At 72.2% G+C, this 24,104-nt stretch carries 24 protein-coding genes; 8 read left to right on the top strand and 16 right to left on the bottom strand.

Annotation, left to right across the window (positions count from 1 at the left end; translation table 11 throughout):
• Positions 1-3: 3 nt before the first annotated feature.
• The 6 genes from OG332_RS10885 to OG332_RS10860 all read right to left on the bottom strand — a co-directional run bounded on the left by OG332_RS10885 (position 4) and on the right by OG332_RS10860 (position 6,462).
• Positions 4-759 (bottom strand): SDR family oxidoreductase, encoded by a 756-nt coding sequence (locus OG332_RS10885; RefSeq protein ID WP_327413262.1) that lies wholly within the window; start codon positions 757-759, stop codon positions 4-6.
• 9 nt (positions 760-768) lie between these two features.
• On the bottom strand, positions 769-1,557 hold the full coding sequence (locus OG332_RS10880; protein WP_327413261.1) for an SURF1 family cytochrome oxidase biogenesis protein: 789 nt from the start codon (positions 1,555-1,557) through the stop codon (positions 769-771).
• A gap of 125 nt (positions 1,558-1,682) precedes the next feature.
• Positions 1,683-1,916: a hypothetical protein gene (locus OG332_RS10875; RefSeq protein WP_327413260.1), complete on the bottom strand. Its 234-nt coding sequence runs from the start codon at positions 1,914-1,916 to the stop codon at positions 1,683-1,685.
• A gap of 107 nt (positions 1,917-2,023) precedes the next feature.
• Positions 2,024-3,001 (bottom strand): DEDDh family exonuclease, encoded by a 978-nt coding sequence (locus OG332_RS10870; RefSeq protein WP_327413259.1) that lies wholly within the window; start codon positions 2,999-3,001, stop codon positions 2,024-2,026.
• A 44-nt stretch (positions 3,002-3,045) separates the two neighbouring features.
• Positions 3,046-5,697, bottom strand: a complete 2,652-nt coding sequence (locus OG332_RS10865; protein WP_327413258.1) for an MXAN_6230/SCO0854 family RING domain-containing protein — start codon at positions 5,695-5,697, stop codon at positions 3,046-3,048.
• A 141-nt stretch (positions 5,698-5,838) separates the two neighbouring features.
• Positions 5,839-6,462: a TetR/AcrR family transcriptional regulator gene (locus tag OG332_RS10860; protein ID WP_327413257.1), complete on the bottom strand. Its 624-nt coding sequence runs from the start codon at positions 6,460-6,462 to the stop codon at positions 5,839-5,841.
• A 125-nt stretch (positions 6,463-6,587) separates the two neighbouring features.
• On the opposite strand from OG332_RS10860, the gene OG332_RS10855 reads away from it, so the two are divergent.
• The 4 genes from OG332_RS10855 to OG332_RS10840 are packed head-to-tail and all read left to right on the top strand — an operon-like array spanning position 6,588 to position 10,799.
• A complete protein-coding gene (locus OG332_RS10855; RefSeq protein ID WP_327413256.1) occupies positions 6,588-7,385 on the top strand; it encodes an acetoacetate decarboxylase family protein in 798 nt (265 codons plus the stop codon).
• Between the two features lies 1 nt (position 7,386).
• Positions 7,387-8,271 (top strand): SDR family NAD(P)-dependent oxidoreductase, encoded by an 885-nt coding sequence (locus tag OG332_RS10850; protein ID WP_327413255.1) that lies wholly within the window; start codon positions 7,387-7,389, stop codon positions 8,269-8,271.
• A gap of 12 nt (positions 8,272-8,283) precedes the next feature.
• On the top strand, positions 8,284-9,573 hold the full coding sequence (locus OG332_RS10845) for an amidohydrolase family protein (RefSeq protein WP_327413254.1): 1,290 nt from the start codon (positions 8,284-8,286) through the stop codon (positions 9,571-9,573).
• The gene (locus OG332_RS10840; protein WP_327413253.1) at positions 9,573-10,799 is read left to right on the top strand and encodes an amidohydrolase family protein; all 1,227 of its coding nucleotides are present in this window, start codon (positions 9,573-9,575) and stop codon (positions 10,797-10,799) included. Before OG332_RS10845 ends, OG332_RS10840 begins: the two co-directional genes overlap by 1 nt.
• A gap of 18 nt (positions 10,800-10,817) precedes the next feature.
• Here OG332_RS10840 and OG332_RS10835 read toward each other — a convergent pair whose 3' ends face one another.
• Positions 10,818-13,940: an NACHT domain-containing protein gene (locus OG332_RS10835; RefSeq protein ID WP_327413252.1), complete on the bottom strand. Its 3,123-nt coding sequence runs from the start codon at positions 13,938-13,940 to the stop codon at positions 10,818-10,820.
• A gap of 114 nt (positions 13,941-14,054) precedes the next feature.
• Here OG332_RS10835 and OG332_RS10830 point away from each other — a divergent pair, with 114 nt between their 5' ends.
• Genes OG332_RS10830 through OG332_RS10815 form a run of 4 tightly spaced genes read left to right on the top strand, consistent with a single transcriptional unit; the run spans position 14,055 to position 17,069 of the window.
• On the top strand, positions 14,055-14,996 hold the full coding sequence (locus tag OG332_RS10830) for a sterol desaturase family protein (protein WP_327413251.1): 942 nt from the start codon (positions 14,055-14,057) through the stop codon (positions 14,994-14,996).
• Between the two features lie 50 nt (positions 14,997-15,046).
• Complete coding sequence (locus OG332_RS10825) at positions 15,047-15,682, top strand: lysoplasmalogenase (RefSeq protein ID WP_327419173.1); 636 nt, start codon at positions 15,047-15,049, stop codon at positions 15,680-15,682.
• A 55-nt stretch (positions 15,683-15,737) separates the two neighbouring features.
• On the top strand, positions 15,738-16,811 hold the full coding sequence (locus OG332_RS10820) for an alcohol dehydrogenase catalytic domain-containing protein (protein WP_327413250.1): 1,074 nt from the start codon (positions 15,738-15,740) through the stop codon (positions 16,809-16,811).
• Between the two features lie 18 nt (positions 16,812-16,829).
• A complete protein-coding gene (locus OG332_RS10815) occupies positions 16,830-17,069 on the top strand; it encodes a helix-turn-helix domain-containing protein (protein ID WP_327413249.1) in 240 nt (79 codons plus the stop codon).
• A gap of 160 nt (positions 17,070-17,229) precedes the next feature.
• Here the strand turns inward: OG332_RS10815 and OG332_RS10810 are convergent, their stop codons facing one another.
• From OG332_RS10810 to OG332_RS10770, 9 genes are all read right to left on the bottom strand, one after another.
• Entirely contained in the window at positions 17,230-17,610 is a 381-nt protein-coding gene (locus OG332_RS10810) for a hypothetical protein (protein ID WP_327413248.1), read from the bottom strand.
• 577 nt (positions 17,611-18,187) lie between these two features.
• Positions 18,188-18,490, bottom strand: a complete 303-nt coding sequence (locus OG332_RS10805) for a DUF6415 family natural product biosynthesis protein (RefSeq protein ID WP_327413247.1) — start codon at positions 18,488-18,490, stop codon at positions 18,188-18,190.
• A 108-nt stretch (positions 18,491-18,598) separates the two neighbouring features.
• On the bottom strand, positions 18,599-19,783 hold the full coding sequence (locus OG332_RS10800) for a helix-turn-helix domain-containing protein (RefSeq protein ID WP_327413246.1): 1,185 nt from the start codon (positions 19,781-19,783) through the stop codon (positions 18,599-18,601).
• Positions 19,784-19,879: 96 nt separating this feature from the next.
• Complete coding sequence (locus OG332_RS10795; protein ID WP_327413245.1) at positions 19,880-21,457, bottom strand: hypothetical protein; 1,578 nt, start codon at positions 21,455-21,457, stop codon at positions 19,880-19,882.
• Positions 21,458-21,467: 10 nt separating this feature from the next.
• A complete protein-coding gene (locus OG332_RS10790; RefSeq protein ID WP_327413244.1) occupies positions 21,468-21,836 on the bottom strand; it encodes a hypothetical protein in 369 nt (122 codons plus the stop codon).
• Positions 21,826-22,260, bottom strand: coding sequence for a hypothetical protein (locus OG332_RS10785; RefSeq protein ID WP_327413243.1), 435 nt, complete (start codon positions 22,258-22,260; stop codon positions 21,826-21,828). The genes OG332_RS10790 and OG332_RS10785 overlap by 11 nt, the downstream gene beginning before the upstream one ends.
• Entirely contained in the window at positions 22,260-22,640 is a 381-nt protein-coding gene (locus OG332_RS10780) for a hypothetical protein (protein ID WP_327413242.1), read from the bottom strand. The genes OG332_RS10785 and OG332_RS10780 overlap by 1 nt, the downstream gene beginning before the upstream one ends.
• Before the next feature lie 3 nt (positions 22,641-22,643).
• On the bottom strand, positions 22,644-23,513 hold the full coding sequence (locus OG332_RS10775; protein WP_327413241.1) for a peptidoglycan recognition protein family protein: 870 nt from the start codon (positions 23,511-23,513) through the stop codon (positions 22,644-22,646).
• A gap of 65 nt (positions 23,514-23,578) precedes the next feature.
• Positions 23,579-24,040 carry a hypothetical protein gene (locus tag OG332_RS10770; protein ID WP_327413240.1) on the bottom strand — a complete coding sequence of 154 codons (462 nt, stop codon included), beginning with the start codon at positions 24,038-24,040 and terminating at the stop codon, positions 23,579-23,581.
• Positions 24,041-24,104 lie beyond the last annotated feature (64 nt).

Below are 24,104 nucleotides of genomic sequence, written 5' to 3'. Positions count from 1 at the left end.
GGGTCAGAAGCCGTGCCGGGAGCCGCCGTCGACCGGGAGCATGATGCCCGTCAGGTACGAGGCCGCCGGGGACAGCAGGAAGGCCGCCGTGCGGCCGAACTCCTCCGGGGCGCCGTACCGCCGCAGCGGGATGCGGGACTCGTTCCCGGCGCGGGCCGCGTCCGCGTCACCGCCCAGCGCGTCGAGCTCCCGCACGCGGTCGGTGTCGATGCGCGCCGGGAGCAGGCCGACGACCCGGATCCCGCGCGGGCCGAGCTCCACCGAGAGGGACTTCGCGAAGCCCGCCAGGCCCGGGCGCAGGCCGTTGGAGATGGTCAGCCCGGGGATCGGTTCGTGCACCGAGCCCGACAGGACGAAGCCGATGACCCCGCCCTCGCCCAGTTCGGCCGCCGCCGCCCGCGCGAGGCGGACCGCGCCCAGGAAGACCGACTCGAAGGCCGCCGACCACTGTTCGTCGGTGTTGTCGGCCGCGAAGCCCGGGGCAGGGCCGCCGACGCTGATGAGGATGCCGTCGAGGCGGCCGAAGCGCTCGCGCGCGGTGGCGACGAGCCGCCCGGCCACCGCCGGGTCGGAGTTGTCGGCCGCCACACCCACGGCGTTCGGGCCGAGCGCGGCGGCGGCGTCGGCCGCCCGCTTCTCGTCCCGGCCCGTCACGAGGACCTGCGCGCCGTCGGCGGTCAGTTCCCGGGCGGAGGCGAAGCCGAGGCCGCGCGTGGCCCCGGTGACGATGTAGACACGGTCTTTCAGTCCAAGATCCATGCCGACACGCTACGCGGTCGCCGGCTCCTGTTCGGTGGCTTCGGCCTTGGCGGCCGCCTCCTCGCGGTCGCGCTTCTCCCGCCGTACGAGGACCACCCAGCCCACCGGCACCGCGGCCGTGAACAGCCACCACTGGACGGCGTACGCCATGTGGGGGCCGATCGAGTCGTGGTCGGGATCGGCGACGGTCTCGGGGCCGGCCTCGGGGGACGGAGCGGTGAGCTCCAGGTACCCGCCGAGAACCGGCCGGCCCAGGTACTCCGCCTGCTGCGCGCTGTTGATCAGCATGACCTGGCGGTCCGGCAGGCCCTTGCGGTCCTTGATGCCGCTTCCGCCGCTCGTCTCGTCGGCCTTCAGCCGGCCGGTGACGGTGACCTCGCCCGCGGGCGCGGCCGGCACCGGCGGGTAGGCGCGGGGGTCGTCGCCGCCCGCCACCCAGCCGCGGTTGACGAGCACCACCCGGCCGTCGCCGAGGACGAGCGGGGTCAGGACGTGGAAGCCGACCTTGTCGTCGTTGTCGGTCCGCATCCGCACGACCACCTCGTGCGCACTGTCGTACGTGCCGGTCGCGGTGACCGCACGCCAGAAGTCCGCGCGGGGGACCCGGTGGCCGGGGGAGGTGACCTCGGTCATGGGGACCGGCTTCGCCCGCAGGTTCTCCTCGATCAGCTGGTTCTGCGCGACCCGGTGCTCATGGCGGTGGTACTGCCAGAACCCCAGCTTGATCATCACGGGGATGAGGGCGAGGGTGACGAGGGTGAGGCACACCCACTGCCGGGTCAGCACAAAGCGGTACACGCCCACGACGGTACCCCCAGCGCGGAGGACCCCGGCGGCCGGGTGGCCGTCCGGGGTCACGGGTACGGGATCGGGGGAGGGACGAGGGGGGAGGGGCGGGGAGGGGCGGGGAGGGGGTGGGGGAGTCAGACGCGGTCGACGATGCCCACCTTCCCCTCGGCGCGGGCGCAGTGCGCCCCGCAGAACCACTGCCCCTCGACCTCGACGCCCTGCCCGATGATCGAGACCCGGCAGTGCTCGCAGACGGGCGCCATGCGGTGGATGGCGCAGGAGAAGCAGTCGAAGACGTGCACCACACCTTGTGCATGAACTTCGAAGGACATGCCGTAATCGTTTCCGCAGACCTCACAACGTGCCATGCGCCGAATGCTGCGCACGGGGAGGGACCGGAACAAGATCCAGCGGGGTGAGTCGCCGCGCCTGCACCCGCCCGGCGCAACGGCACTCCCCGTCCCGGCGATCGGGCTCAGGACTCCGCCGGGGCCACGTCCCGCAGCAGCTGGGTGAAGGCGGCCTCGTCGACGACCGGAGTGCCGAAGGCCTTCGCCTTGACCGTCTTCGACGTCGCCGAGTCGGGGTCGTTCGTCACCAGGAGGCTGGTGAGCCGCGACACGCTCGTCGCGATGTGCAGGCCCGCCTCGACCGCGCGGTCCTCCAGCAGCTCCCGCTCCACCGAGGTGTCACCGGAGAAGGCGATCCGCATGCCCTGCTTCAGAGGCTCGCCGTCCTCGTAGCGCCCCGGATTCGGGTGCGGGCACGGCGGCCGCTTGCGCGAGGGCCGCCAGCCGCTGCCCCGGTACGAGGACTGGTACCCCACGCGCGGGGCGGCGGCCGAGTCCGACCACTCCGTCAGCGGCCGGCATTCCAGCAGGGGCAGCCGCACGCCGCCCTGCGCGGCCGCGTGCAGCGACGGGCGGAACGCCTCCGCCAGCACCCGGGCGTCGTCGAGGGCGTGGTGGGCGCGCTGCTGGACCACGCCGAAGTGCGCGGCGAGCGACTCCAGCTTGTGGTTGGGCAGCGGGAGGTTCAGTTCCTTCGACAGGGCGATGGTGCACAGCCGCTGACGGACCGGCGCGGTCTCGGCGGCCCGCGCGTACTCCCGGGCGATCATCTGCCAGTCGAAGATGGCGTTGTGCGCGACCAGCACCCGGTCCGCGAGCCGGCCGGCGAACTCCTCGGCGATGTCCTTGAAGAGCGGCGCGCCGGCGAGCACCTCGCTCGTCAGGCCGTGGATCCACACCGGCCCCGGGTCCCGCTGCGGGTTGACCAGGGTGTACCAGTGGTCCTCGACATTGCCCTGCGCGTCGAGCCGGTAGACGGCGGCGGAGACTATCCGGTCGTCGCGGGCGAGCCCGGTCGTCTCCACGTCGACGACCGCGTACCCCTGTGGGTACGCGGTCGGCCACGTCGTCTCTGCGGTCGTACGGTCGTCGAGCATGGTCACAGAGGATATCGGCCCCGACTGACAGCCGTGGCCGCGATGCCTCCTCAGCCCAGCTCCGAGACCAGTTCGCCGGCACTCACGAGGGTGAAGGCGCCTGCCGGTTCGACAGGCCCGGGGAACAGCCGGAAGGCCGTCCCCGAAGCCCCGTGCGGGGCCACGCTCGCGTGCACCAGCGCCAGGAACACCCGCTTCCCCGCCGCCACTTCGGCGGCCTCCGCGTCGGCGTCCGCGCGCGGGCGGCGCTCCTGCGGCGGCTCCAGCGCCGCGACCCGGGCGGCGAAGGCGGCCACCGGCTCGCCGTCCCCGGCCCGGTACAGCCACAGCTCGTCGAGCAGGCCCGGAAGTGCTGCCCGCCGTACCACGGCCACTTCACGGGTGCGGGCCGCAGCCCGCCACACCGCGAGGTCCCACAGGGTCGTGCGGGTGCCGGAGTCGAAGGACTCCCAGACCTCGGACGCCACCACGGCCAGTTGGTCGCCGTGCGAGCCGACGCTCTGGAACCCGCCCGAGGGCGGCAGGTGGACGTCCGTCCACAGCGCCCTGCGGGCGGTCAGGTCCACCACCATCGGCATGCAGACCCGGGACCGGCCCGCCAGGTCGAAGCGCTGGCGCACGGTGCGCGGGTCGTACGAGGCGTCGCGCGGCCCGTCGGCGGGCAGCGCCATGAAGCCGGCGAAGGCGTCCGTCAGCTCCTCGAAGGGCACGTTGTTGAAACTGAAGACCAGCGGGACCGCGTACACGTCGCCGTGCGCGGCGAGCGCCACGAGGTCCAGGTCGACGTACTCCGTGGCCCCGAGCGGCGCCGGAGCCGAGGTGAGGTCGCCCGAGTGCACGGCGGCCCGGTCCGGCCCGTGCACGAGGTTCGTGTAGTCGCACAGGCCGGTGAAGTTCCAGTCGGCGTCGAAGAAGGCGACGGACAGGTCGAGGTCGGTACGCGTGCCCGCCGGTTCCGTCCAGTGCAGGAACAGCCGCAGCACCTCGCCCTCGGGCAGGGTCTGGACGCTGCCCCGGGGCACGGCCACCAGGGCCTTGGCGGCGGTGCGCTCGCCGAAGGGCACGGTGAGGTCGGCGAGCCCGGAGTCGAGGACGGCCAGGTCGTACGGGCCCGCCCCGGCCCCGGCCGCCGCGAGCCGGCGCAGCACCTCCGCCTCCAGCAGAGCGACCACTGCCGCGACGAGCCGCTCGGGCAGCGGCGGGCGCACCTCGGTCACCGACTGGGCGGAGGCGACCTGCCCGGCGGGGAAGAAGACGCGCCGGCTGCCCCTGCGGTCCTCGGCGCGCACCCGCAGTGCGCCGAATGCCGAGAGCAGCGGGCCCGCGCCGGCCTTGGGCAACCCGCGTTCGAGGGCCTTCTCCAGTGCGGGCACGAGCTCCGGCCCGGTGTGCAGGCGCAGCAGGTGGTCGAGGCGGCGTACGAGTTCACCCGGGCGCTGTCCGGCGAGCGCGGCGGCGGCTCCCGCGTCCCCGTCGGCGAGGGCCTGTTCCAGCCGGCCGGCCCAGGTGGCGGGCCGGATCCGGCTGCCGTCCACGCGCACGGCGTCCGGGTGCGCGGCGGCGGTCTCCAGCAGCGCCGCCCCCAGCGGGGTGCCGGGCGTCACCGTGGTGCCCCGCAGCACGGCGAAGGCCAGCGCGGCGCGCGGGTGGCGGCCGTGCTGTTCGAAGGGGTGGAGGGCCTCGGCGGCACGCTTCCACGCGGTCGGATGCCGCAGCACGTCCTCGACGAGGTACTCCGTGGGCAACGCGTCGAGCACACCGAGCAGTTCGCGGCGCAGCGGCCGGCCCAGGCTCGCGAAGCGCGGCAGCGGGGCCAGGCCGGCTTCCCCGCCGGACAGGACGGCGAGCAGCCGCAGCACGTCGGTGGCGGTGCCGAGCCGTCCGAGCAGCGCGGTCCTGTCGGAAGCGCCGGGCAGCAGGGTGCCCAGCACCAGGGCCTTGGTCTCGCGGACCGGGATGTCCTCGGGCAGCCGGTCGAGGTCCGCCGGGGCGACGGCCAGCAGGACGGTGAGGTCCTCGCGGTCCTGCGGCGAGAGCGGGGTGCTCCGGGTGAGCAGGGCCTGCAGGACCGGGACCGCGTCGGCGGCCGGGTCGGTGCCGTGCCGCAGCAGCCGGAGCGGGCCCTCGGAGCGCACCTTGGGGGCTCCGACGGCCCGTACGGGGCGCAGGAACGGGTCGGCGGAATCGATCCGCCGGTGGCACAGCGGACAGCCCGAGTAGTCGGCGCCGTCCCAGCAGAGCCGGCACACGAGATGGGCGCAGGGCGACACGGGAAAGACGGTGCGCTGCTCCCCGCACAGCACGCACGGCTGGTCGGGCTGCTGGAGCAGGTGGGCGAAGACCCGGTCGGTGTAGAGCCGCTCGGTGCTGCGCGGGACGACGCCCGGGAAGCGGCGCAGGAGCGGGACGTGGGTGCGGTCGGAGCCGAGCAGCTCGTCGGCGAGGCCGACCAGCCGGGCGTGGGTCGCGGGGAGTTCCCCGGAGGGGAGCGCGGCCAGGGCCGCGTAGAGGCTCGGCGAGAGGGTGCAGCCGCGGTCCAGGAGCTCGGATTCGAGCCTGCGCAGGCCGGGTCCGGCGGTGGGCCGGTCCCCTTCGGGAGCGGCGCCCTCGGGAGCGGGGCCTTCCGGCGCGGGGCCTTCCGGCGCGGGGCCGACGTAGACGGTCTGGAGCCGGCGCAGCAGCACGGACTCGATGGCAGACATGCGTGTGCTCCCTCCGCGTACGAAAACGGGGGCGGAGAGTGGGCGCGCTGAATTCACTGGAAGAAGGGGAGAAGGATGCGCGCCGGGGAGCCGCCCCCGTACCGCAGATCCCATCACGGAGGCGGGTGCCGGGCCAAGTGCTTATCCGCCCGGCGCGAGCAGGGCGTGCACGAGGGCCCGTACGGACAGCAGGAACAGCCGCTCCGGGTCCGCCGGGCGGGCCAGGGCGCGGGCGAGGGCCGGGTCGTGGGGGGCCGCGGCCGGGTCCCAGAGCTCGCTCTCGGCCGGGGACTGCGCGGGGGAGCGCTCGCGGTTGCGCTCGACGAGCAGGAAGCCGACGATCTGGAACTGGATCGCGCGCACCGCGTCGGCCGCCCGGGCGCCGCGCAGTCCCGCGGCGTGCACCTCGTGGACGAGCGCCTGCTGGGCGGGCAGGAACATCCGCTCGGTGAGTCCGCGCTCGTGGACCATCGCGATCAGGTGCGGGCGCTCGCGCAGTTCGCGGCGCAGGGTCCGGGCCACCGACAGGATGCGGTCGGCGGGGGTGCGGCCCACGGGCCTGATCGCGCCCATGTCCTCCACGGTCCGCCGCACGAGGGCGTCGAGCAGCGATTCGCGGTTGCCGACGTGCCAGTAGATGGACGTCACCGCGGTGCCCAGCTCGGCGGCGAGCTTGCGCATGGTGAGGGCGGCCGGACCGTGCTGCTTGACCAGGGACGCGGCGGCGTCCAGCACCTCGTCGCGGGTCAGCGCTGATCTGGCCATGTCTGCGGGCCGCCGATCTGTCGGAGTGTCAGTTCTGGTGCGTGCACGGGTCTTTACCCTTCATCGGTGGCGGTGTAACTGTGTTACAGAACCGACTCCCCCCGAGACGAGGGATGGTGCGAGACATGGCACGCGTACGGTACGGAGCGCGGACCGAGGCCGAGATCGCGGCGTCGCGCGAGAAGAGTTCCAAGCTCCCCGACATCTGGTCCACCGGTGTGGTGGCCGTCTGGGAGAGCGACCCCGACGTCGTGGCGGCGGTCCTGCCGCCACCCCTCAAGCCTGCCGACCGGCCCCTCGTACGGGCCAACATCAGCAAGGTCGACCTGCCCGGCTACCCGCTCGGCGCCGGCTCGGTGGCCGTCGCCGCCCAGCACGGCGGGGTCGAGGGCTGGTACCCGCTGGTCATGCCGATGACCCACGAGCGCGCCCTGACCGGCGGCCGCGAGGTCTTCGGCGAGCCGAAGAAGCTCGGCGAGGTCACCGTCGAGCGCGACGGCCTCGTCGTCCGGGCCGCCCTCGCCCGGCACGGCATCGCCTTCGTCGAGGTGCGGGGGGCGGTGGACCGCGCACTGCCGCTGCCCGAGCCCACCCGGAAGACCGACTTCTACTTCAAGTTCCTGCCCGCCGTCGACGGTTCGGGCTTCGACGCCGACCCGGTCCTCGTGCACTGCACGCGCAACGAGAAGGTCCGCAAGCTGGAGCACGTCACCGGGGACATCGTCCTGCGCGAGTCGATGTTCGACCCCGTCGCCGACCTCCCGGTCCGCCGGATCGTGGAGATCACCATCGGCGAGAAGACCACCGACCAGAAGGGCCGGGTCGTCGAGCGGGTCAGCGCCCAGGCCCTGCTCCCGTACATCCACCAGCGCTACGACGACCCGATGCAGATCCTCGACGGCCCTCCGGAAGGCAGTGTCTGACATGCGCATCGAGCCGGGACAGGTGGCCGTCGTCACCGGAGCCGCCGGCGGCATCGGCCTCGCGATGGCCCGCCGCTTCGCCGCCGAGGGGCTGAAGGTGGTCCTCGCCGACGTGGAGGAGGGCGCCCTGCGCAAGGCCGCCGACGAACTCACCGCGGACGGCGCCCAGGTGCTGGCCGGCACCGTCGACGTCAGCGACCGCGACTCCGTGACCGCACTGGCCGACGCGGCGTACGAGGCCTTCGGCGCCGTGCACGTGCTGTGCAACAACGCGGGCGTCGGCTCCGGCGCCGAGGGCCGGATGTGGGAACACGAGCCCAACGACTGGAAATGGGCCTTCTCCGTCAACGTGTGGGGCGTCTTCCACGGCATCCAGGCCTTCGTCCCCCGCATGATCGCGGGCGGTGAGCCCGGCCACGTCGTCAACACCTCCTCCGGCGACGGCGGCATCGCCCCCCTGCCCACCGCCTCGGTCTACGCCGTCACCAAGGCGGCCGTGGTCACCATGACCGAGTCGCTCTACGCCCACCTCAAGGCGGAGGGCGCCGCCGTCGGGGCCTCCGTCCTCTTCCCCGGACCGCACATGCTGCGCACCGGGCTGTGGGAGTCGCACCGCAACCGGCCCGAGCGGTACGCGAAGGAGCGGCCGCGCAAGTCCCCGTACCGCAGCCTCGACCAGTACGAGGCGGCGATGAAGCAGGCCGGCCACGAGGTGAACTTCACCCCCGTCGAGGAGGTCGCCGAGCACGTCCTCGACGGCATCCGCGCCGACCGCTTCTGGATGCTCCCGGCCAGCGAGCACAGCGACCGGCAGATCCGCGCCCGCTCGCAGTCGATGCTCGACCGGGCCAACCCCGCCTACCTGGAAAGCTTCATCCTCGACTGAGGGGCGTTCGTCGTGAGCGACACACCGTACGAAGACCCGTACCTGATCATCTCCTCCGACTGCCACGCGGGCCTGCCCACGGAGCAGTACCGCCCCTACCTCGATTCCCGCTTCCACCCCCAGTTCGACGAGTTCCTCGGCGAGCGCGACGCCCGCCGCGCGGAGGCCACCCGGCTCGGCGTCCGCAACGAGGCCTTCGCCGAGAAGTGGTTCCACGACCACGAGGAAGGCCTGAGGGGCGGCTGGGACACCGGGCAGCGGCTGAAGGAACTCGACGGCGACGGCGTGGCCGCCGAGGTCGTCTTCCCCGACGCGGACGCCGTCGACAGCCAGACCGCGGCCCCCTTCGGAGTGGGCCTCGGCCTCTCCGGCGACCAGGACCCCGAGCTCGGCATGGCGGGCGCGCAGGCGCACAACCGCTGGCTGGCGGAGTTCGTCTCCGAGCATCCCGAGCGCCACTGCGGGGTCGCCCTGCTCCCCATCACGGGCGAACCTTCGAAGGTCGTCGCCGAGATCCACCGGGCCAAGGAGTCCGGGCTGGGCGCGCTGATGATCCCCGCCATGTGGGTGGACAAGGCGCCCTACCACGACCGCCGCTACGACCCCGTGTGGGCGGCGGCGGCCGAGACGCGGATGCCGATCGTCACCCACTCCGGGTCCTCGCCGCGCCACGAGTACGGCGACCACCTGGGCATCTTCGTCTCCGAGGTCACCTGGTGGCCGGCCCGCCCGCTGTGGTTCCTGCTCTGGTCGGGGGTCTTCGAGCGCCACCCCGGCCTCAAGTTCGGCGTGGCGGAATCGGGCTGCTGGTGGCTGCCGAACCAGCTGTGGTTCATGGACCGCCTCTACCTCGGCGCGCACGGCGGCAAGAAGCTCTCCCCGTTAGAGGAGCTGAAACGGCCGCCGAGCGAGTACCTGGACCGCCAGGTCTTCGTCTGCGCGACGAACACCAAGCGGCGCGAACTGGCCCAGCGCTACGAGATCGGCGTGGACAACATCCTGTGGGGCTCGGACTTCCCGCACCCGGAAGGCACCTGGCCCGACACCCGCAACTGGCTGCGCAGGACCTTCCACGACATCCCGGTCGACGAGACCCGCCGGATGCTCGGCCTCGCGGCGGCCGAGGCCTTCGGCTTCGACACGGAGAAACTCGCTCCCGTCGCCCGCCGGATCGGCCCCACCCCGGCCGAGCTGGGCCAGTCGCCCGACCAGGCGGCGGTGGCGGCCTCCTGGGCCCGCTCCCGCGAGAGCGGCCGCCACTGGCTCACGGGCGGCGACTTCCCGGTACTGGGGGTCTCGTGATGACGCAGGACCAGGACCGCTACACGGTCATCTCGGCGGACTGCCACGCGGGCGCCGACCTGCTGGACTACAAGCCGTACCTGGAGAAGCGGTACCAGGACGACTTCGACGCCTGGGCCGCCACCTACGTGAACCCGTACGAGGACCTCCTCGCGGACACGGCCGACCGCAACTGGAACTCCCGGCGCCGGCTCTCGGAGCTGGAGGCGGACGGCATCGTCGCCGAGGTCGTCTTCCCGAACACCATCCCGCCGTTCTTCCCCAAGGCCTCCCTGATGGCGCAGCCGCCCACGGCCGCCGAGTACGAGATGCGCTGGGCCGGGCTCCAGGCCCACAACCGCTGGCTGGCGGACTTCTGCGCGGACGCGCCGGGCCGGCGTGCGGGCGTGGTGCAGATCCTCCTCAACGACGTGGACGCGGCGGTGAAGGAGATCCGCCGCACGAAGGAGGCGGGGCTCACGGGCGGCATCCTGCTGCCGGGCGTCCCGCCCGGCTCCACGGTCCCGGAGCTCTACTCGGCCGCGTACGACCCGATCTGGGCGGTGTGCGACGAGCTGGACGTCCCGGTCAACCACCACGGCGGCTCGGCCTCCCCGCCGCTGGGCGACGAACCGGCCGCCCGCGCGGTCTTCATGGTGGAGACCACCTGGTTCTCGCACCGCGCCCTCTGGCACCTCGTCTTCGGCGGCGCCTTCCGCCGGCATCCGGGCCTCAAACTGGTCCTGACGGAACAGGGATCCGGCTGGATCCCCGGCGTGCTGGAGATGCTGGACTACTACCACGGCCGCCTGGTCGCGGCCTCGGCCACGGCCGAGGCCAAGTTCGGGGCGGGCCTCGCGGAGTCGATGGGCAGCGGCCCGAGCGAGGTCTGGCGGGAGAACTGCTTCGTGGGGGCCAGCTTCATGCGCCCCCACGAGGTCCCGCTCCGGGACCGGATCGGCCTCGACAAGATCATGTGGGGCAGCGACTACCCGCACGACGAGGGCACCACCCCCTTCTCCCGCGAAGGCCTCCGCATCGCCTACGCGGGCCTCCCGCGCGCGGAGGTGGCGGCGATGGCCGGCGGCAACGCGGCCCGCGTCTACGGTTTCGACCTGGCCCTCCTGGACCCGCTCGCCGCCCAACACGGCCCGCTGGTCTCGGAGATCGCCGAACCCCTGACACGGGTCCCGCCCGAGGCCACCAGCCCGGCCTTCGCCAAGGGGGGCTCGGTCCGGGTCTGGTAGCGCTGCCGCCGACGCGGCTCACGCTCCGGCATAGGTGAGCTGCGTCGGCGCCAACGCGTGCGTCCCCCGTACCGGGGTGTCCCGGTGGACCACGACCTGCAGCTTCTCCAGCCCGGCCAGGGGCGCGAGGTCCAGCGGCCCGTCGCACGCGCTCAACGTCAGCGTGGCGAGCTCGGGCAGCTCCGCCAGCGCCTCCAGCCCCGAAGCGAGCGAGCAGCCGGCCAGGAACAGCTCGCGCAGCCCCCGGTACCGGGTGAAGGCCGTGAGGTCCAGCTCCGAAGTACTCGTCACCTGCAGGAAGGAGAGGGGAAGGTCGTAGGGCAGCTTCGCGAGCCGGCCGGCCTGCCGGTTGCCCGAGACCGTCAACGAGGACAGCCGGGGCCACCGGTCGAGGCCGTCGAGGTCGAGGAGACAGCCGCCGCTCACCAGCCAGAGACCGGTGAGCCCCTCGGGGGCCGGCAGCGTGCCCACACAACGGTGCCCCCAGGCCGAGTCGAGACCCAGCAGCGTGAGGCGGTGCAGGTCCCGCAGCGGCTCCAGGGCCAGGCGCCCGGGCATCCGGGTGAGGAAGAGCCGCTGCACCGCCGTGCCGCAGAGCGGCGACAGGTCGAACAGGGACCGGCACGATTCGAGGCTGAGGTATGCGAGCCGGTCCAGTGCCCGGAGCGGTGCGAGGTCGACGAGGGCGCCGTTGTCGGACAGCTGCAGTCCGAGCAGGTTCTCCCGCGAGACGATCTCGTCGGTGAGCCGGTGGTCCCCGGTCAGGCGCAGCCGCAGGATGTGCCGCAGTCTCGGAAGGACGGCGAGCTGCCGGGCCGTGCGCACGTTCAGGAACCCCTGGGTCAGGGACGAGCCGGAGAGCACCGTGTCCGCGTAGTCCTGGGCCTTGAACCTCCCCCAGGAACCGTTGAGCTCGGCCATCACCCCGAGCCTGGCGTCGTCCCGGAACCGGCCGATGACCTGCAGCGCGTGCGCGCCTCCGATCAGCGCGGCCGTCCGGATCACGGCGGCCGCCTCGGTCTCCGTCACCTCGTCCGGCCCCGGGAGCAGCTCCAGCGTCAGCCCGCCGGCCCGCGCCAGCTCCTCCGCCTCGTTGAACGTGCGCGGAGGAACGAGCTGCGCCGCGCGCGTCTCGATCTCGTGCCGCACGTCGGGGGCCAGCTCGGGGGAGTGTTCGAGGCAGGTCGCCGCGAGCAGGACGAGCCGGTTGTCCAGGTCGGGTTCGTGGGCGGCGCGGTCGAGCACGCGCCGCAGGATCTCCGCCCGTTCGTCCGAACGCGCGTGCCCGACGGCCATGCGTACGACGTCGTCCCACGTGTCGTCGTGCGTGTGGCGGACCAGCACGCCGAAGTCCCTCGCCTCCACCGCGGCCTTCGCGCCGAGGTAGTCCTGGAAGGTGCGGTGCACGAAGGTCACGGAACCCTTGGTGGGCTCGCGCAGCAGGCCGGACCGGATCAGCAGGTGCGTGACGACCTGCTCGGCGGTGCCCTGGGCGCGCACCTGCGGCATCAGGTCCAGCCACCCGTCGACCAGCCCCACCACCTCCCCGATCGAGGTCTCCGCCTGCCCGTTGCGGATCAGCCAGTACGCGAACCGCTGGAGCAGCAGGATCTGTTCGTCACGGGTGAGGTAGACCCCCTCGACCGCGCTGATCTCGCGTTCCGTGTCACGGCGGACCAGGAGCATTTCGAGGGCCGCGTCGTACAACTCCTTGCGCGCGCGGGGGAGGTGCATGCGGCGGTCGCGGTTGAGGGCGCACAGCAGCGCGCACATGAGGGGATTGGTCGCCAGCCGGCTCAGGTCGCGGCGGGTCCCCACCGCGCTCATGAGGGACCCGGCGTACGAGTGCAGCTGCGCCCTCTCCTCCTCGGAGGAGCACTCCGCCCGGGCCGAGGCGTGCCATTGCGCGATGAACGCGCGGATGTCCTCCCGTTCCATGGGGAGGAGGGAGTAGTGGGTGAAGTCCTGCCGCGAGAGCCAGTCCTCCGGGACCGCCGACGGGCGCGTCGTGACCACGTACCGCGCCTGCGGATAGGCGGTGATCAGCGACCGGAGCCAGTCCTCCGTCCGCTTGCGCAGCCGCAGCGGCACCTCGTCCACCCCGTCCACGAGGATCAGGGCGCGGCCGCTCCCGAGGAGCCCCTCCACCCAGCCCTCGGGCGCCGGGAGCGGCACTCCCGCCGCCGACAGGAACTCGCCGGGCATCGGCAGGGACTTGGCCGAGGTGAAGGAACGCAGCCGCAGGACGAACGGGACCAGCACGTTCCACGATTCGAGTCCGGGGCCGAAGGTGCGCCGGGCCGCGTTGAGCGCCAGCCACTGCACCACGGTGCTCTTGCCGGAACCAGCGGCTCCGCGCAGCAGGATCCGCTCCGACACCGACAGGGTCTGCTCGATGCGCACCTGCTTGCCCTGCACGGAGTGGGAGAAGCCGTAGGAGTCCAGCGCCGACGTCTCCGCGCTCACGGCGAGGCTGATGTAGGCGAGGTCCAGCGGCCAGTCCTGGCGCGACTGGCCGAGCGTGACGCCGAACAGCTGGAGGCGTCCGTGCTCCTCGGCCATGTACCGGGCGTACCGCTCCTCGAAGGCGTACGCGGCCCCGTCCGCGCCCCGTTCCAGCCGTTCCAGCCGTTCCACCGAGCGCGTCAGCTTCCCGGTCCGGCGGACCAGCTCCACATCCGTCCGGGCGCCGAAGCCCGGCAGGGTCGTCGCGTACTCCACCGCGTGCTCGCAGCACAGCCGCGACAGCCTCCGGCAGAGCGCCTCCGCGCCCTGGCTCAGGCCCGGCGGGGGAGGCGGCAGGGTCGCGGCGAGGGCCTCCGGGTCGAGGTCCGCGGCGAACAGGGCGTCCGCCTCCAGCGGGCCCAGGGCCGCGAAGGCGTCGCCGACCGCGTCCAGTGCCGCCAGGCGTTCGGGCTCCGGGAGCGCCGCGCAGGCCGGGCCCATGCGGGCCGCCAGGATGTCGGCCAGGCGCCGGACCTCCGCGGGTCCGAGCTCCGCCGCCGGTTTGCGCCAGGCCGGCACCGGGCGGGCCGGGTCGGCCGTCAGGCCCGCCCCCGGGGTGCGGGCCAGGAGGGACTTCAGCAGGGTGCTCGCCGCCGTGCCCGCGACCCGTAAGAGAACCGTCTCGATACCCGTCATTCCACAGCCTCCCCCTCGGCTGGACATCATCTCGCGAACCTGCGGTAACCCGGTCGGATACCGATCGGTAACAACCCCTAGCGGAGCCCCCGAGGGCGCCTCTATGGTGCGCTCATGCCGAACCTGCCCGATGTCGTGCTGTGGTCCATACCGGCCTTCGTGCTGCTCACCGTCCTGGAGGTGGTGAGCTACCGGATCCATCCCGACGACGACGCGGCCGGCTACGACACCAAGGACGCGGCCACGAGCATCACCATGGGGCTCGGCAGCATCGGGTTCGACCTGTTGTGGAAGATCCCCGTCGTCGCCGTCTTCACCGCGGTCTACGAACTCACCCCGCTGCGGCTGCCGTTCCTGTGGTGGACCGCCCTGCTGATGCTGCTCGCCCAGGACTTCCTCTACTACTGGCAGCACCGGCTCCACCACGTGATCCGCATCCTGTGGGCCTGCCACGTGGTCCACCACAGCAGCCGGCGGTTCAACCTCACCACCGCCCTGCGCCAGCCCTGGACCAGCGCCACCACCTGGTGGTTCTACCTGCCGATGGTGGCCCTCGGCGTGCACCCCGCAGCGATCCCGTTCTGCTACGGACTCAACCTCCTCTACCAGTTCTGGGTCCACACCGAGCGCATCGGGAAGCTGCCCCGCGCCTACGAGTACGTCTTCAACACCCCCTCCCACCACCGCGTCCACCACGCCTCGCAGGGCGGGTACCTGGACCGGAACTTCGGCGGGATCCTGATCGTCTGGGACCGGATGTTCGGCTCCTGGGTGGGGGAGACGGAGCGGCCCGTCTACGGGCTCACCAAGAACATCGACACCCACAACCCGCTGCGCGTGGCCACCCACGAGTACGCGGCGATCGCGCGGGACGTGCGGGCCGCCGCGAACTGGCGCGAGCGCGCCGGACGTGTCTTCCGCGGCCCCGGCTGGCAGCCCGCCGCGCCCGCCGCCGAAGCCGTCGCCCCCGCTGCCGAAGCCCCCGACCCCGCCGGAGCGACCGCCGTGGACGCCGCCGCCGACGCCCGGACCTCCGTACGGGAGACCACCGCGTGAGCACCGCACCGTCCCCCGAACGCCCCGCCCCGTCCTGGGCCGCCGGCCGCATGCCCGCCGGCCGGGACCGCCTCGGCCGCTCCGCCCTCGCGGCCTTCGCCGCGGCCACCGCCGTCGACCTCGGGTCGCTGCTGGCCGACTGGCACCTCGGGCACCTCATCGCCAAGCCGCTGCTGATGCCGCTGCTCGTCACCTACGTGATCACCCGAGGCGCGCCCCGGCTGCTGGTCGCGGCCCTGCTCTTCGGCTGGGGCGGCGATCTGGCCCTGCTCTTCGACGCCGAGGCCGCCTTCCTCGTCGGCATGGGCTCCTTCGCCGTCGGGCACGTCTGCTACCTCGTCCTCTTCGGCAAGCGGCCCGCGAACCCGCTGCTCGGGGGCGCGTACACGCTCGCCCTCCTCGGGACCGTCGCCCTGCTCTGGTCCGACCTGCCGGCCGACCTGCGGATCCCGGTCGCCGGCTACAGCCTGCTGCTCACCGCCATGGCCTTCCGCTCCAGCGCCCTCGGCCCGCGGGCCGGGATCGGCGGGGCGCTGTTCCTGCTCTCCGACACCCTCATCGCCTCCGGCGTCGCCGAATGGCCCCAGCTGCCCCGCCCGGACTTCTGGATCATGGCCACCTACCTGGCCGCCCAATACCTCCTGGCCACCGGTTCGACAACCACCCGGGAAGCAGGCGTACCGTAGGGCGGCCATCAGTCGTACAAGACTGAACAATCCCGAGCCGGAGGACTGCACCACCATGCGCGCCACCGTCATCCACGCCCCGCACGACATCCGCGTGGAGGAGGTGCCCGACGCTGCGATCCAGCGCCCCGAGGACGCCGTCGTCCGCGTCCTGCGTGCCTGCATCTGCGGCAGCGACCTGTGGGCCTACCGGGGCGAGGCCGAGCGCCAGCCCGGCCAGCGCATCGGCCACGAGTTCCTGGGCATCGTCGAGGAGACCGGCCCCGCCGTGTCCGGCCTGCGCGCCGGCGACCTGGTCGTCGCGCCCTTCATGTGGTCGGACGGCACCTGCGAGTACTGCAAGGAGGGCCTGTTCACCTCCTGCGACCACGGAGGTTTCTGGGGCTCGGTCGGCCACGACGGCGGCCAGGGCGAGGCCGTCCGCGTCCCGCACGCCGACGGCACCCTGGTCAAGCTGCCCGCCGAGGCCGTCTCCGACGACCACCTGCTCACCGGGCTGCTCGCGCTCTCCGACGTCATGGGCACCGGGCACCACGCGGCCCTGGGCGCGGGGGTGCGCCCGGGCTCCACGGTCGCCGTCGTCGGTGACGGCGCGGTCGGCCTGTGCGGCGTCCTCGCCGCCAAGCGCCTGGGCGCCGAGCGGATCATCGCACTGGGCCGCCACACCGTCCGTACGGACATAGCCAGGCTCTTCGGAGCCACCGACGTGGTCGCCGAGCGCGGCGAGGCCGCCGAGGCGGCCGTGCGCGAGCTCACCGGCGGCCGGGGCGCACACGCGGTCATCGAGGCGGTCGGCACCGAGCAGTCAAATCCTCCACCAAGACAGTGTTTTGCTGCGAGTGAGCCCCGGTCATCGACCGGGGCTCACCTGCTATTACGCCCAATTCGCAGGCTGCACCGGGTAGTACGCGGGATCACTCAACCGGGTACGGGATCGACTCCTCCAGGCCGTCCGCCTCGATCCGGGGCTGGACATGACTACGCCCCCGACGCGTCCGCCGGGGGCGTAGCCGGCCCTCCCGCCGCCTGGGGGGCAGGGCAGGGAGGGCCGGTCTGGTGTGCAGGCTCCTGCCCGCATATATGCAAGATCACGCAATGTAGGATTTGGCCAACTGACAAACGATCATGACTGCCCGAGCGTGGACAGGTGCCGCGCTCCGTACCGCCCTCCGACGACGTGCTCGCCCGTCGAAGACGGATCGCGCTCCAGATCCGGGCCGCGCGAGAGCACCGGAACCTGACTCAGGAGCGGGTGGCCAACTCGATGGGCATGGACCGGCCGTCCTACACCCTGCTCGAACAGGGGCGGGTCAGTCCGCGGCTCGATACTCTCCTGCGGATCTCCGACGCGCTCGGCGTACCGCTGTCGGAGCTGGTCAGGGAGTAGGGCCTCGGCGGGCCGCAGGTAAGGCCCGCGTCAGGTGCATGCAGCAACCATACGGATTACGCCGCTGAACGGAAGACCCAATTTCGCAACGAAGCCAGCGGACCCCTTGCGCGGTAGCCCCGGCCGACGGGGAGGCTGTCAGCCGGGGCTACGGTCGTGGTTAGCCCGCCATGTTCCCGCAGTTGCTGCACACGTACGGGCCCATGCCAATCGGGTTGCCGTGCTCGTCAGTGTCGACGGTGCGGTACATGGTGCCGCCGCACTTCGGGCATCCGGCGGTCTGGATCGTCTGTCCCATGGTGGACTCCATCTCAGCGGTGGTCTGTCGGTCGGTCGCGCACTGTTCTTCGGCCCCCCGGTGGCGCGCCGAACCCGCGAGCGCCATGTCCAGCAGCGCCAACACGCGGGCCGTCTCGGCCTCCCGGGCCGTCACCTGATCGGCCGTCTCAGCGACATCCCGGTAGGTGCCACACGCGCACCACAGCCGCCCCGGTGTCCGAGAGTCCTCGTACATCTGAGAGCCGCAGGCGTGGCAGGTCATCGGGTGTCCTCTACGTGGCCGCAGCGCGAGCAGACCCACACATCACGCTGCCTCCACATGGTCTGGCGACAACGGGTGCACCCCTTGGTGTGGATGCCGTGCGGGCCGTACGGGGGCGGGTCGGGGGTACTTGCGGCGTACTCAACGATGCGGGCTCGGAGCCGGTCGTCGTGGGTGGCCGCCATGCGGAGGAGACGGGCTACTCGGGAGCGGGCCTCATCGGCGAATTCGGTGGTCATCTCAACCACAAACTAGCCGTTCCTCACCGCGGCGGGGGTGCCCGTTGACTCGAACGGGTCATGCGGTTCACCGGGCGGTGCCGAGGATGATCGCGCCGCCGATGGCGAGCGCGATGACGACGTACAGGACTTGCTCGCGCCACGGCTGGCGCGATCCGCTCACCGGCCGGCCCTCGGGGCCTGTCGCCCGGTCGAGCCCTGCCGGCGGCCCTGATGGCCGCATCCGGGGTGGGCGTACATCGGCGGCCGGACCGCGGACGCCGAGAAGTCAGAGCCCACGCGGTTCTCCTCGACCGCCGCGACGTGCTCGTCGCAGTACACGCAGTGCTCGGCCGCGCTCACTGGGCGGCCGCGTTCAGGAGCTCGGTCATCCGGCGGACCGTGCGTGCCAGGCCACGCGCATACGTCCAGGTGCCCAGCGGGCTGTTCTCGGCCCCGCTGGTCGTGAGGAGCTCCCAGTCAGCGAGCGCAGCAGCCGACCCGGGCACGTCGGCGACCTCGGCGACGAGGAGCGCCCCGTGCTGGAGGAGCTGACCGGTCAATGCGGCAATGTCGTCCTCCGACGGCCGCTGATCGAAACGGACGAGGGCGGCCACCACGAGGGCGGTTGTCGCCTCCATCTCGGCGCGTGTGCTGCTCATACCCGTGCTCCCTACCGTCGTCAGCGGGTGGTGAGACGAGTGTGGGAGCACGACAAGACCCCGACTATCACGGCATGTTGATAGTCGGGGCCAAGGGATTACGGAACGTCAGATGCCCAGCCAGGAGCCGTAGGAGAGGAAGCTGTCAGGCAGCTGGCGACGGGCCGCCTCCAGCCCCGCATACGTCTCCCGGACCGTCTGGTGATAGCGGGCCTGCTGCGGCGCAGACTTCCGCGCGCGCAGCAGGTTCTGGAATGAGCCGTCGAGGTCGCCCGTCCACATCTGCGCGCGGGCCAGCTCGGCGAAGTGGTGGCTCTTGCGGGACTTCGGCCAGTCCTGCGGGATCGTCATCCCGCGGCCGGCCTGCGCGGCCTGCCCGTACTCGTCCAGCTCGGCCAGCACGCTGACCCGGTGCACCTTGACGTTCGTCGGGCCGAACGCCAGCCAATGCGTCTCAACAGCCTCCCCGGTGCCAGCCGCGATCCGCTCTGCCTCGTCGAGGTGTCCGTCCGCGCGCCCGCGGTCCTTCGACCGGCCGGCCATCACCGCGGCGCCCAGGTGTAGCTGCCCCGTGACGACCTCCCGTTCCCGGGACGCGTCCGCCTGCTCGAGCGTGCGCAGCCCGAGCTGAACGAGGCGCTCGCCGGTGCGGTACTCGCCGTCGCGGAGGTAGGTCAGGGCCCGCATGTAGCGGTACATGCCGCCGACCACGGCGTCTGAGCCGCGCTCGGCCGCCCAGTCCATGCGCGCCAGGGCCAGCGCGGCGAGGTCGTAGTAGCCCAGCTTGCTGGCGACGTCGTAGGAGGTGCGGTAGAGGCTGGCGAGGAGCAGCCACCCGTCCCGCCCTGGGGCCGTGTGCGCGGCCGTGGTGGCCTCCTGGATGAGCCCGGGCAGTTGGCCGGCGGTCTGCTTGATCTCCCCGGCCCGGACCGCAACGAGGAGCGCCTCCGCGTCGTCGGCGAGCAGCTGGTGCGCGCGTGGGGTGATGTCCGGGTCGGCGCCGAGGTCGTAGACGTCGAGGGCCTCGCGGATGGGCCGGATCAGAATGTCCAGCTCGTCCGCCCGGAGTTCGGTGGTGTACGGCTGGCCGGTGACCGTGGCGACGGAGACGCGGAGGGCTCGGGCGAACGCGGCGATCAGGTACGGGGACGCCGCGATGACGCCCTGCTCCGTCTTCGTGTACGTGCTGTACGGGACCTGGGCGAGGTCCGCGACGGCTCTTTGGGTGAGGTGGCGTTCGAGGCGCAGGCGCTTCATGCGCGCGCCGGTGTGGTCGTGAGGTAGAGAGTGCATACTGGCTCCCAGTTCTGACTCGACACCAGAACGGTACCGGTACACGACAAAAACGCCCCCTCCCAGCCCGCAGGCTGAGAGGGGGCGATGTGCTGTTCAGGAGAGGCCGTACCACTGGCTGGCCCAGCCGGTATTGATCGTGCTCGTGGCCTGGCCGGACAGAGTCAGGCTGGCGGGCAGCGAGGTCTGGCCAGTGAGGATCGTGCTGTACCGGAGGCTGGGCGCGGTGAGCCCGGCGTTCACTGAGATCCCGGCGCCCGTGGCCTTGAAGTGCAGGCTGTTGGTGGTCCAGGTCCCGTTGAGGAGCATGGCGATGAAGTAGTGCCCCGGCGCCGCGACGAACGGTGTGACGAGCGGCAGCGCCTTCGCGGTGGCGCCGGTCATCAGCGACGCCGAAATGTCCGCGGTGACGCCGACCCGGTTGCCGGCCGCGTCGTAGAGACCGAGGTAGCAGTTCGACAGGACGGCGGCCGCGTCGATGCCGGACAGACCGAGCCAAATGTTCGAAATGGTGACCTGCTCGCGGATCGGGATCTTCACCAATGTGATCCGGCCTGCGACGCCGCCCGAGGACTGCGCGGTGACGTGCCCGGCATCGTTCGGATCGCCAGTCCACGTAATGAGGCCCTGCTCGGACGGGCGTGGCAGCCACGACCCGGCCGCCGAACCGCCGGGCGGGCCGAGGTTTTCCAGCAGTATCCGCCAGGGGTAGACGCTGTTGGCATACACCTTGCCCGAGGTCGTGCCGGAGTGGACCAGCGCCACCGTGGCGTTTCCGGACCCGTCGATGTGGCCGGCGCCGACCGTGAACATGCCCGCGCTCGCGGCCTTCGAGAACGACACGCTCGGGTAGAACTCGGGGGCGCCTTCCGCGAGCGGAGTGCCCGTGCCGGAGGCGCCGTACTCGGAGATCGCGCCCGCTCCGGTGAGGAGCGCCAGGTCGAGGAAGTGGCCGCCGACGTACATCATGCTGAGGTGGACGCGGATGCGGTCCCCGGCGGCCGCGGGGATGGAGCACTGGAGCGGCGTGCCCACGCTCGTTGTGGCGATGATCCACGGTGTGGACGAGGTGAGGTCGGCGACCGCGCCGTCCGTGATCCGGGCCTGCGCCACCGTGATGACCGTGCCGGAGGCGCCCATCGCGCCCTGGGAGCCGGTCGCGCCGGTGGCACCCGTCGCGCCTGCTGCGCCGGCGGCGCCGTCAGCCCCAGCCGGGCCGGTCGCCCCGGTCGCCCCAGCGGGGCCCGTCGCCCCGGTGGCTCCGGTTGCCCCGGTGGCTCCGGTCGGGCCGGCAGGTCCGGTCGGGCCCGTAGGCCCGCGGGTGTAGCCGACGTCGGCCGGGTCCGCGTCGACGAGGTCGGTGATGTCGATGCTGCCAACCCCGGCATCGAGTACGAACGGGCGGCGCCGGTACGGCCGGCCGTCGACGCGCTCCTCGAAGATCCACACCCGGCCGGTGGTCGGCTCGACGCCGGCGGCGTCGGTGGTGACGAGGGTGACGGAGAACGCGCCCGCGACGAGCTCGACGGTGGCGCCCCCGGTGAGCACCTGGTCCCCAGTCTCATCCGTCCACACGCCCGGGTACGGGGCCAGGACGACCCGCCCGGTACAGGCGGCGCCGGTGGCCGGGTTGACGTAGTGGCCGGTGACGACGCGCGTCGTGGGCAGCGGCATGACCGCCTCCTCAGTCGATCGAGTACGGGATCAGCTCGGGCGGGATGGGCTCAGGGTCCAGGCCCGCCTTGCGCAGACGGGTGTTGCAGCGGCGGATGACGCGCATGGCCTGGCGGAGGAGGCGTTCCAGGGTGCCGACGCGGACCGTCTGCTGCTCGACGAGGTCGGTGAGGTGGTCCACCTTGGCCTCCAGATTGGTGATCTTCCCGCTGAAGTGGGACCAGATCTCAGGACTGACCTCCAGCGCGGGCGGAACCTCGTCGGGCTCCGGATGCCCAACAGGTTGCGGGCGGGGCACGGACACCCGCGCAACAAGCACCGACCCGATCACACCCACCACGGCTATCACGACGCCCAGAACAGTTCCTTCAGTGCCCATCAGGCGCCCCCTCATCACACGTGCACGAGCGCCTGCGACCCCCCGTCAGCGCAGCGACGACAACGACCAGCAGAACGATCGCGGCGTACAGTGGCGCGGTGGCCCACGCGACCTCATACGTGCCGGTTGCGGAGGCGCCGACGAATGCGAGCCCCCACACCGTCGGCGGCAGGAACACCCCGGCAAATCCGGCGATGTCGCGGCCGGGCCGGAGCAGGCCGCAGGCCACCCCGGCGACGCCGCAGACCATCCACACCCCGCCCCAGCCCTCCACGCCCATCAGGCGGATCAGCGGGGCCGTGGCGGCGACGAGGCCCGGCCGGGCGGTGACGATGAGGCCGATGCCGTAGGCGATCCAGCACGCGCCGACACCGGCCAGGGTCAGGCCCCGCCATTGGAGGTGCCGCCACAGGGCGGCCCACATCAGACCGCCCGGGGCGCGGACTTGACCGGGCTGGACTGCTCGATCGCCAGCCGGGACACCGGCGCCTCGACCTGCCCATGCGACACCACGGCGAGGACTGCCGAGACGAGGGACATCCAGCCAGCCTGCTCGGTCGCGGACATGTCCAGGCCGAAGCCAGCGAACAGCGCGAGCGCGGCCTGGGCCAGCTGCAGCACTGCGGCGCCGGCCGCGCCCGTCCTGAGGACGACGGCGGAGGCCAGCGCGACTGCGCAGGCGAGAACGGTGTTGATGAGGGTCTGCTGCGTGTCGGAGACGTCGAGGCCGTAGGCCGCGGCGAGCTTCAGAGCGACGGCGATGACGGCAAGGATGTAGACGGGCTCGCGTCCGAAGATCTTCATGGGTCAGGACTCCTGGGGGGTCGGGGTTCCGGTGACGGTGACGTCCACGTCGATGACGGCCTCGGCGATGGCCGCCCGGACCGCGGCAACCACGGTGGCCGTGTCGACGCCGTCGAGCTGGCCGAGCTGCGCCGCGAGCGCGGTGATCGCGGCCTGCATGGCGGCGATCTGGCGGCCCGTGGTCTCGGTCTGGTTGTTGTGGACCTTGTCCATCCAGGCCATGACGGCGCCCATGTCGACGGGGCGGCCGGTGGCGGCGTTGGTCTCGGTGTGGCGCCAGACGCGCTGCTCGATCGCGTCGAGATCGGCCGGGGTCAAGGGCATGTCGTCCTCCTCGGACGGTTGGCCGGTGGCCCGGGCGACGATGCCCGGGAAGATGACGTTCCTGAACTGCGCGACCCGCGCGTCGCCGGGGCAGGCAGTGCCGCCCTTCGCCCAGTCCGCGTGAAGACGGTGGTAGCCGTAGCCGGGGTCGGACGCGGTGCGACAGATGCGGAGCGGGATCCCGTGCTGACGGTGCAGCCAGACACCGAGACTGATAAGCCCCTCGACCTGGGCGTCCGTCCAAGGGTCGGTGTGGTCGAGATTTGAGGCGGTCTCGATGGCGACGGCGCCGGTCCCGTCGGGCCGGCGGTTAGCCAGGTAGGTGGCATCGGCGCGGGTCTCGGTGCCGATGTACTGGGCGATGCTGCCGTCGAAGGACTGGCCGAAATGACTTTCGAGGTTGGTGCTGTCGCGCCAAAACTCGAAGGTCCGCTCCTTCGTCCACGGGGCAGCGATCGAGTGCAGGACGAACTGAGTCGGGATGATCGCGGGCTGGTCGTCGGACTCCGGCTGGAGCTCCATCCGGACCGCGCCGGGATACCACGCCATGAGGCCTCCAGGGCATGAGAAAAGCCCCGGCCAACAGGGCTCGGGGCGAACGGGGAGAGGCGAGATCAGGAGACGCGGAGGAGCCGTATCCACGACCCGGCGTACAACGTCGTGGCCGTGGCATGCGAGGAGTTCTGTGCCCACCGCAGGGTGATGTTCCCGGCCGTGCCGGCCACTGTCAGATAGCCGCGCGGGCTGGCTGCGTTCCGGACGCCGCCGGCGCCGGCCACACCGTAGGTGCCGACCGACAGGGTGGTTCCCGCGGCAGCCGAGGTGCTGACGTGCTTCTGGGTGGTGTCCCCGCTGGCATTGCCCAGTGCCGCCCAGCGGATTGCGGCGCCGGACGGGAGTGTCCAATCGAGCTTCATATCGCCCGTGCCGCCGAAATTCCCGTCGTACTCCAGGAATCCGTCGAGCAGATAGGTGGCGCTCGCTGACACGGGGATCACAAGGTGTGGATCGCTGGCAAGCGTGGTCGTCGACGCGCGGGACGTGTTCGCCGACTTCACCATGGTGACGGGCTGCATGGCGGTGAGCAGAGCCGCGGTGACCCGCTGCCCTGCCGACCACGTGGGGTATGGCACGGGGCCC

Origin of the sequence: Streptomyces sp. NBC_01233 (assembly GCF_035989305.1) — a bacterium.
GTDB lineage: Bacteria > Actinomycetota > Actinomycetes > Streptomycetales > Streptomycetaceae > Streptomyces.
The sequence above is the reverse complement of the archived record's forward strand: the minus strand, read 5'-3'. Positions and strand labels throughout refer to the sequence as shown.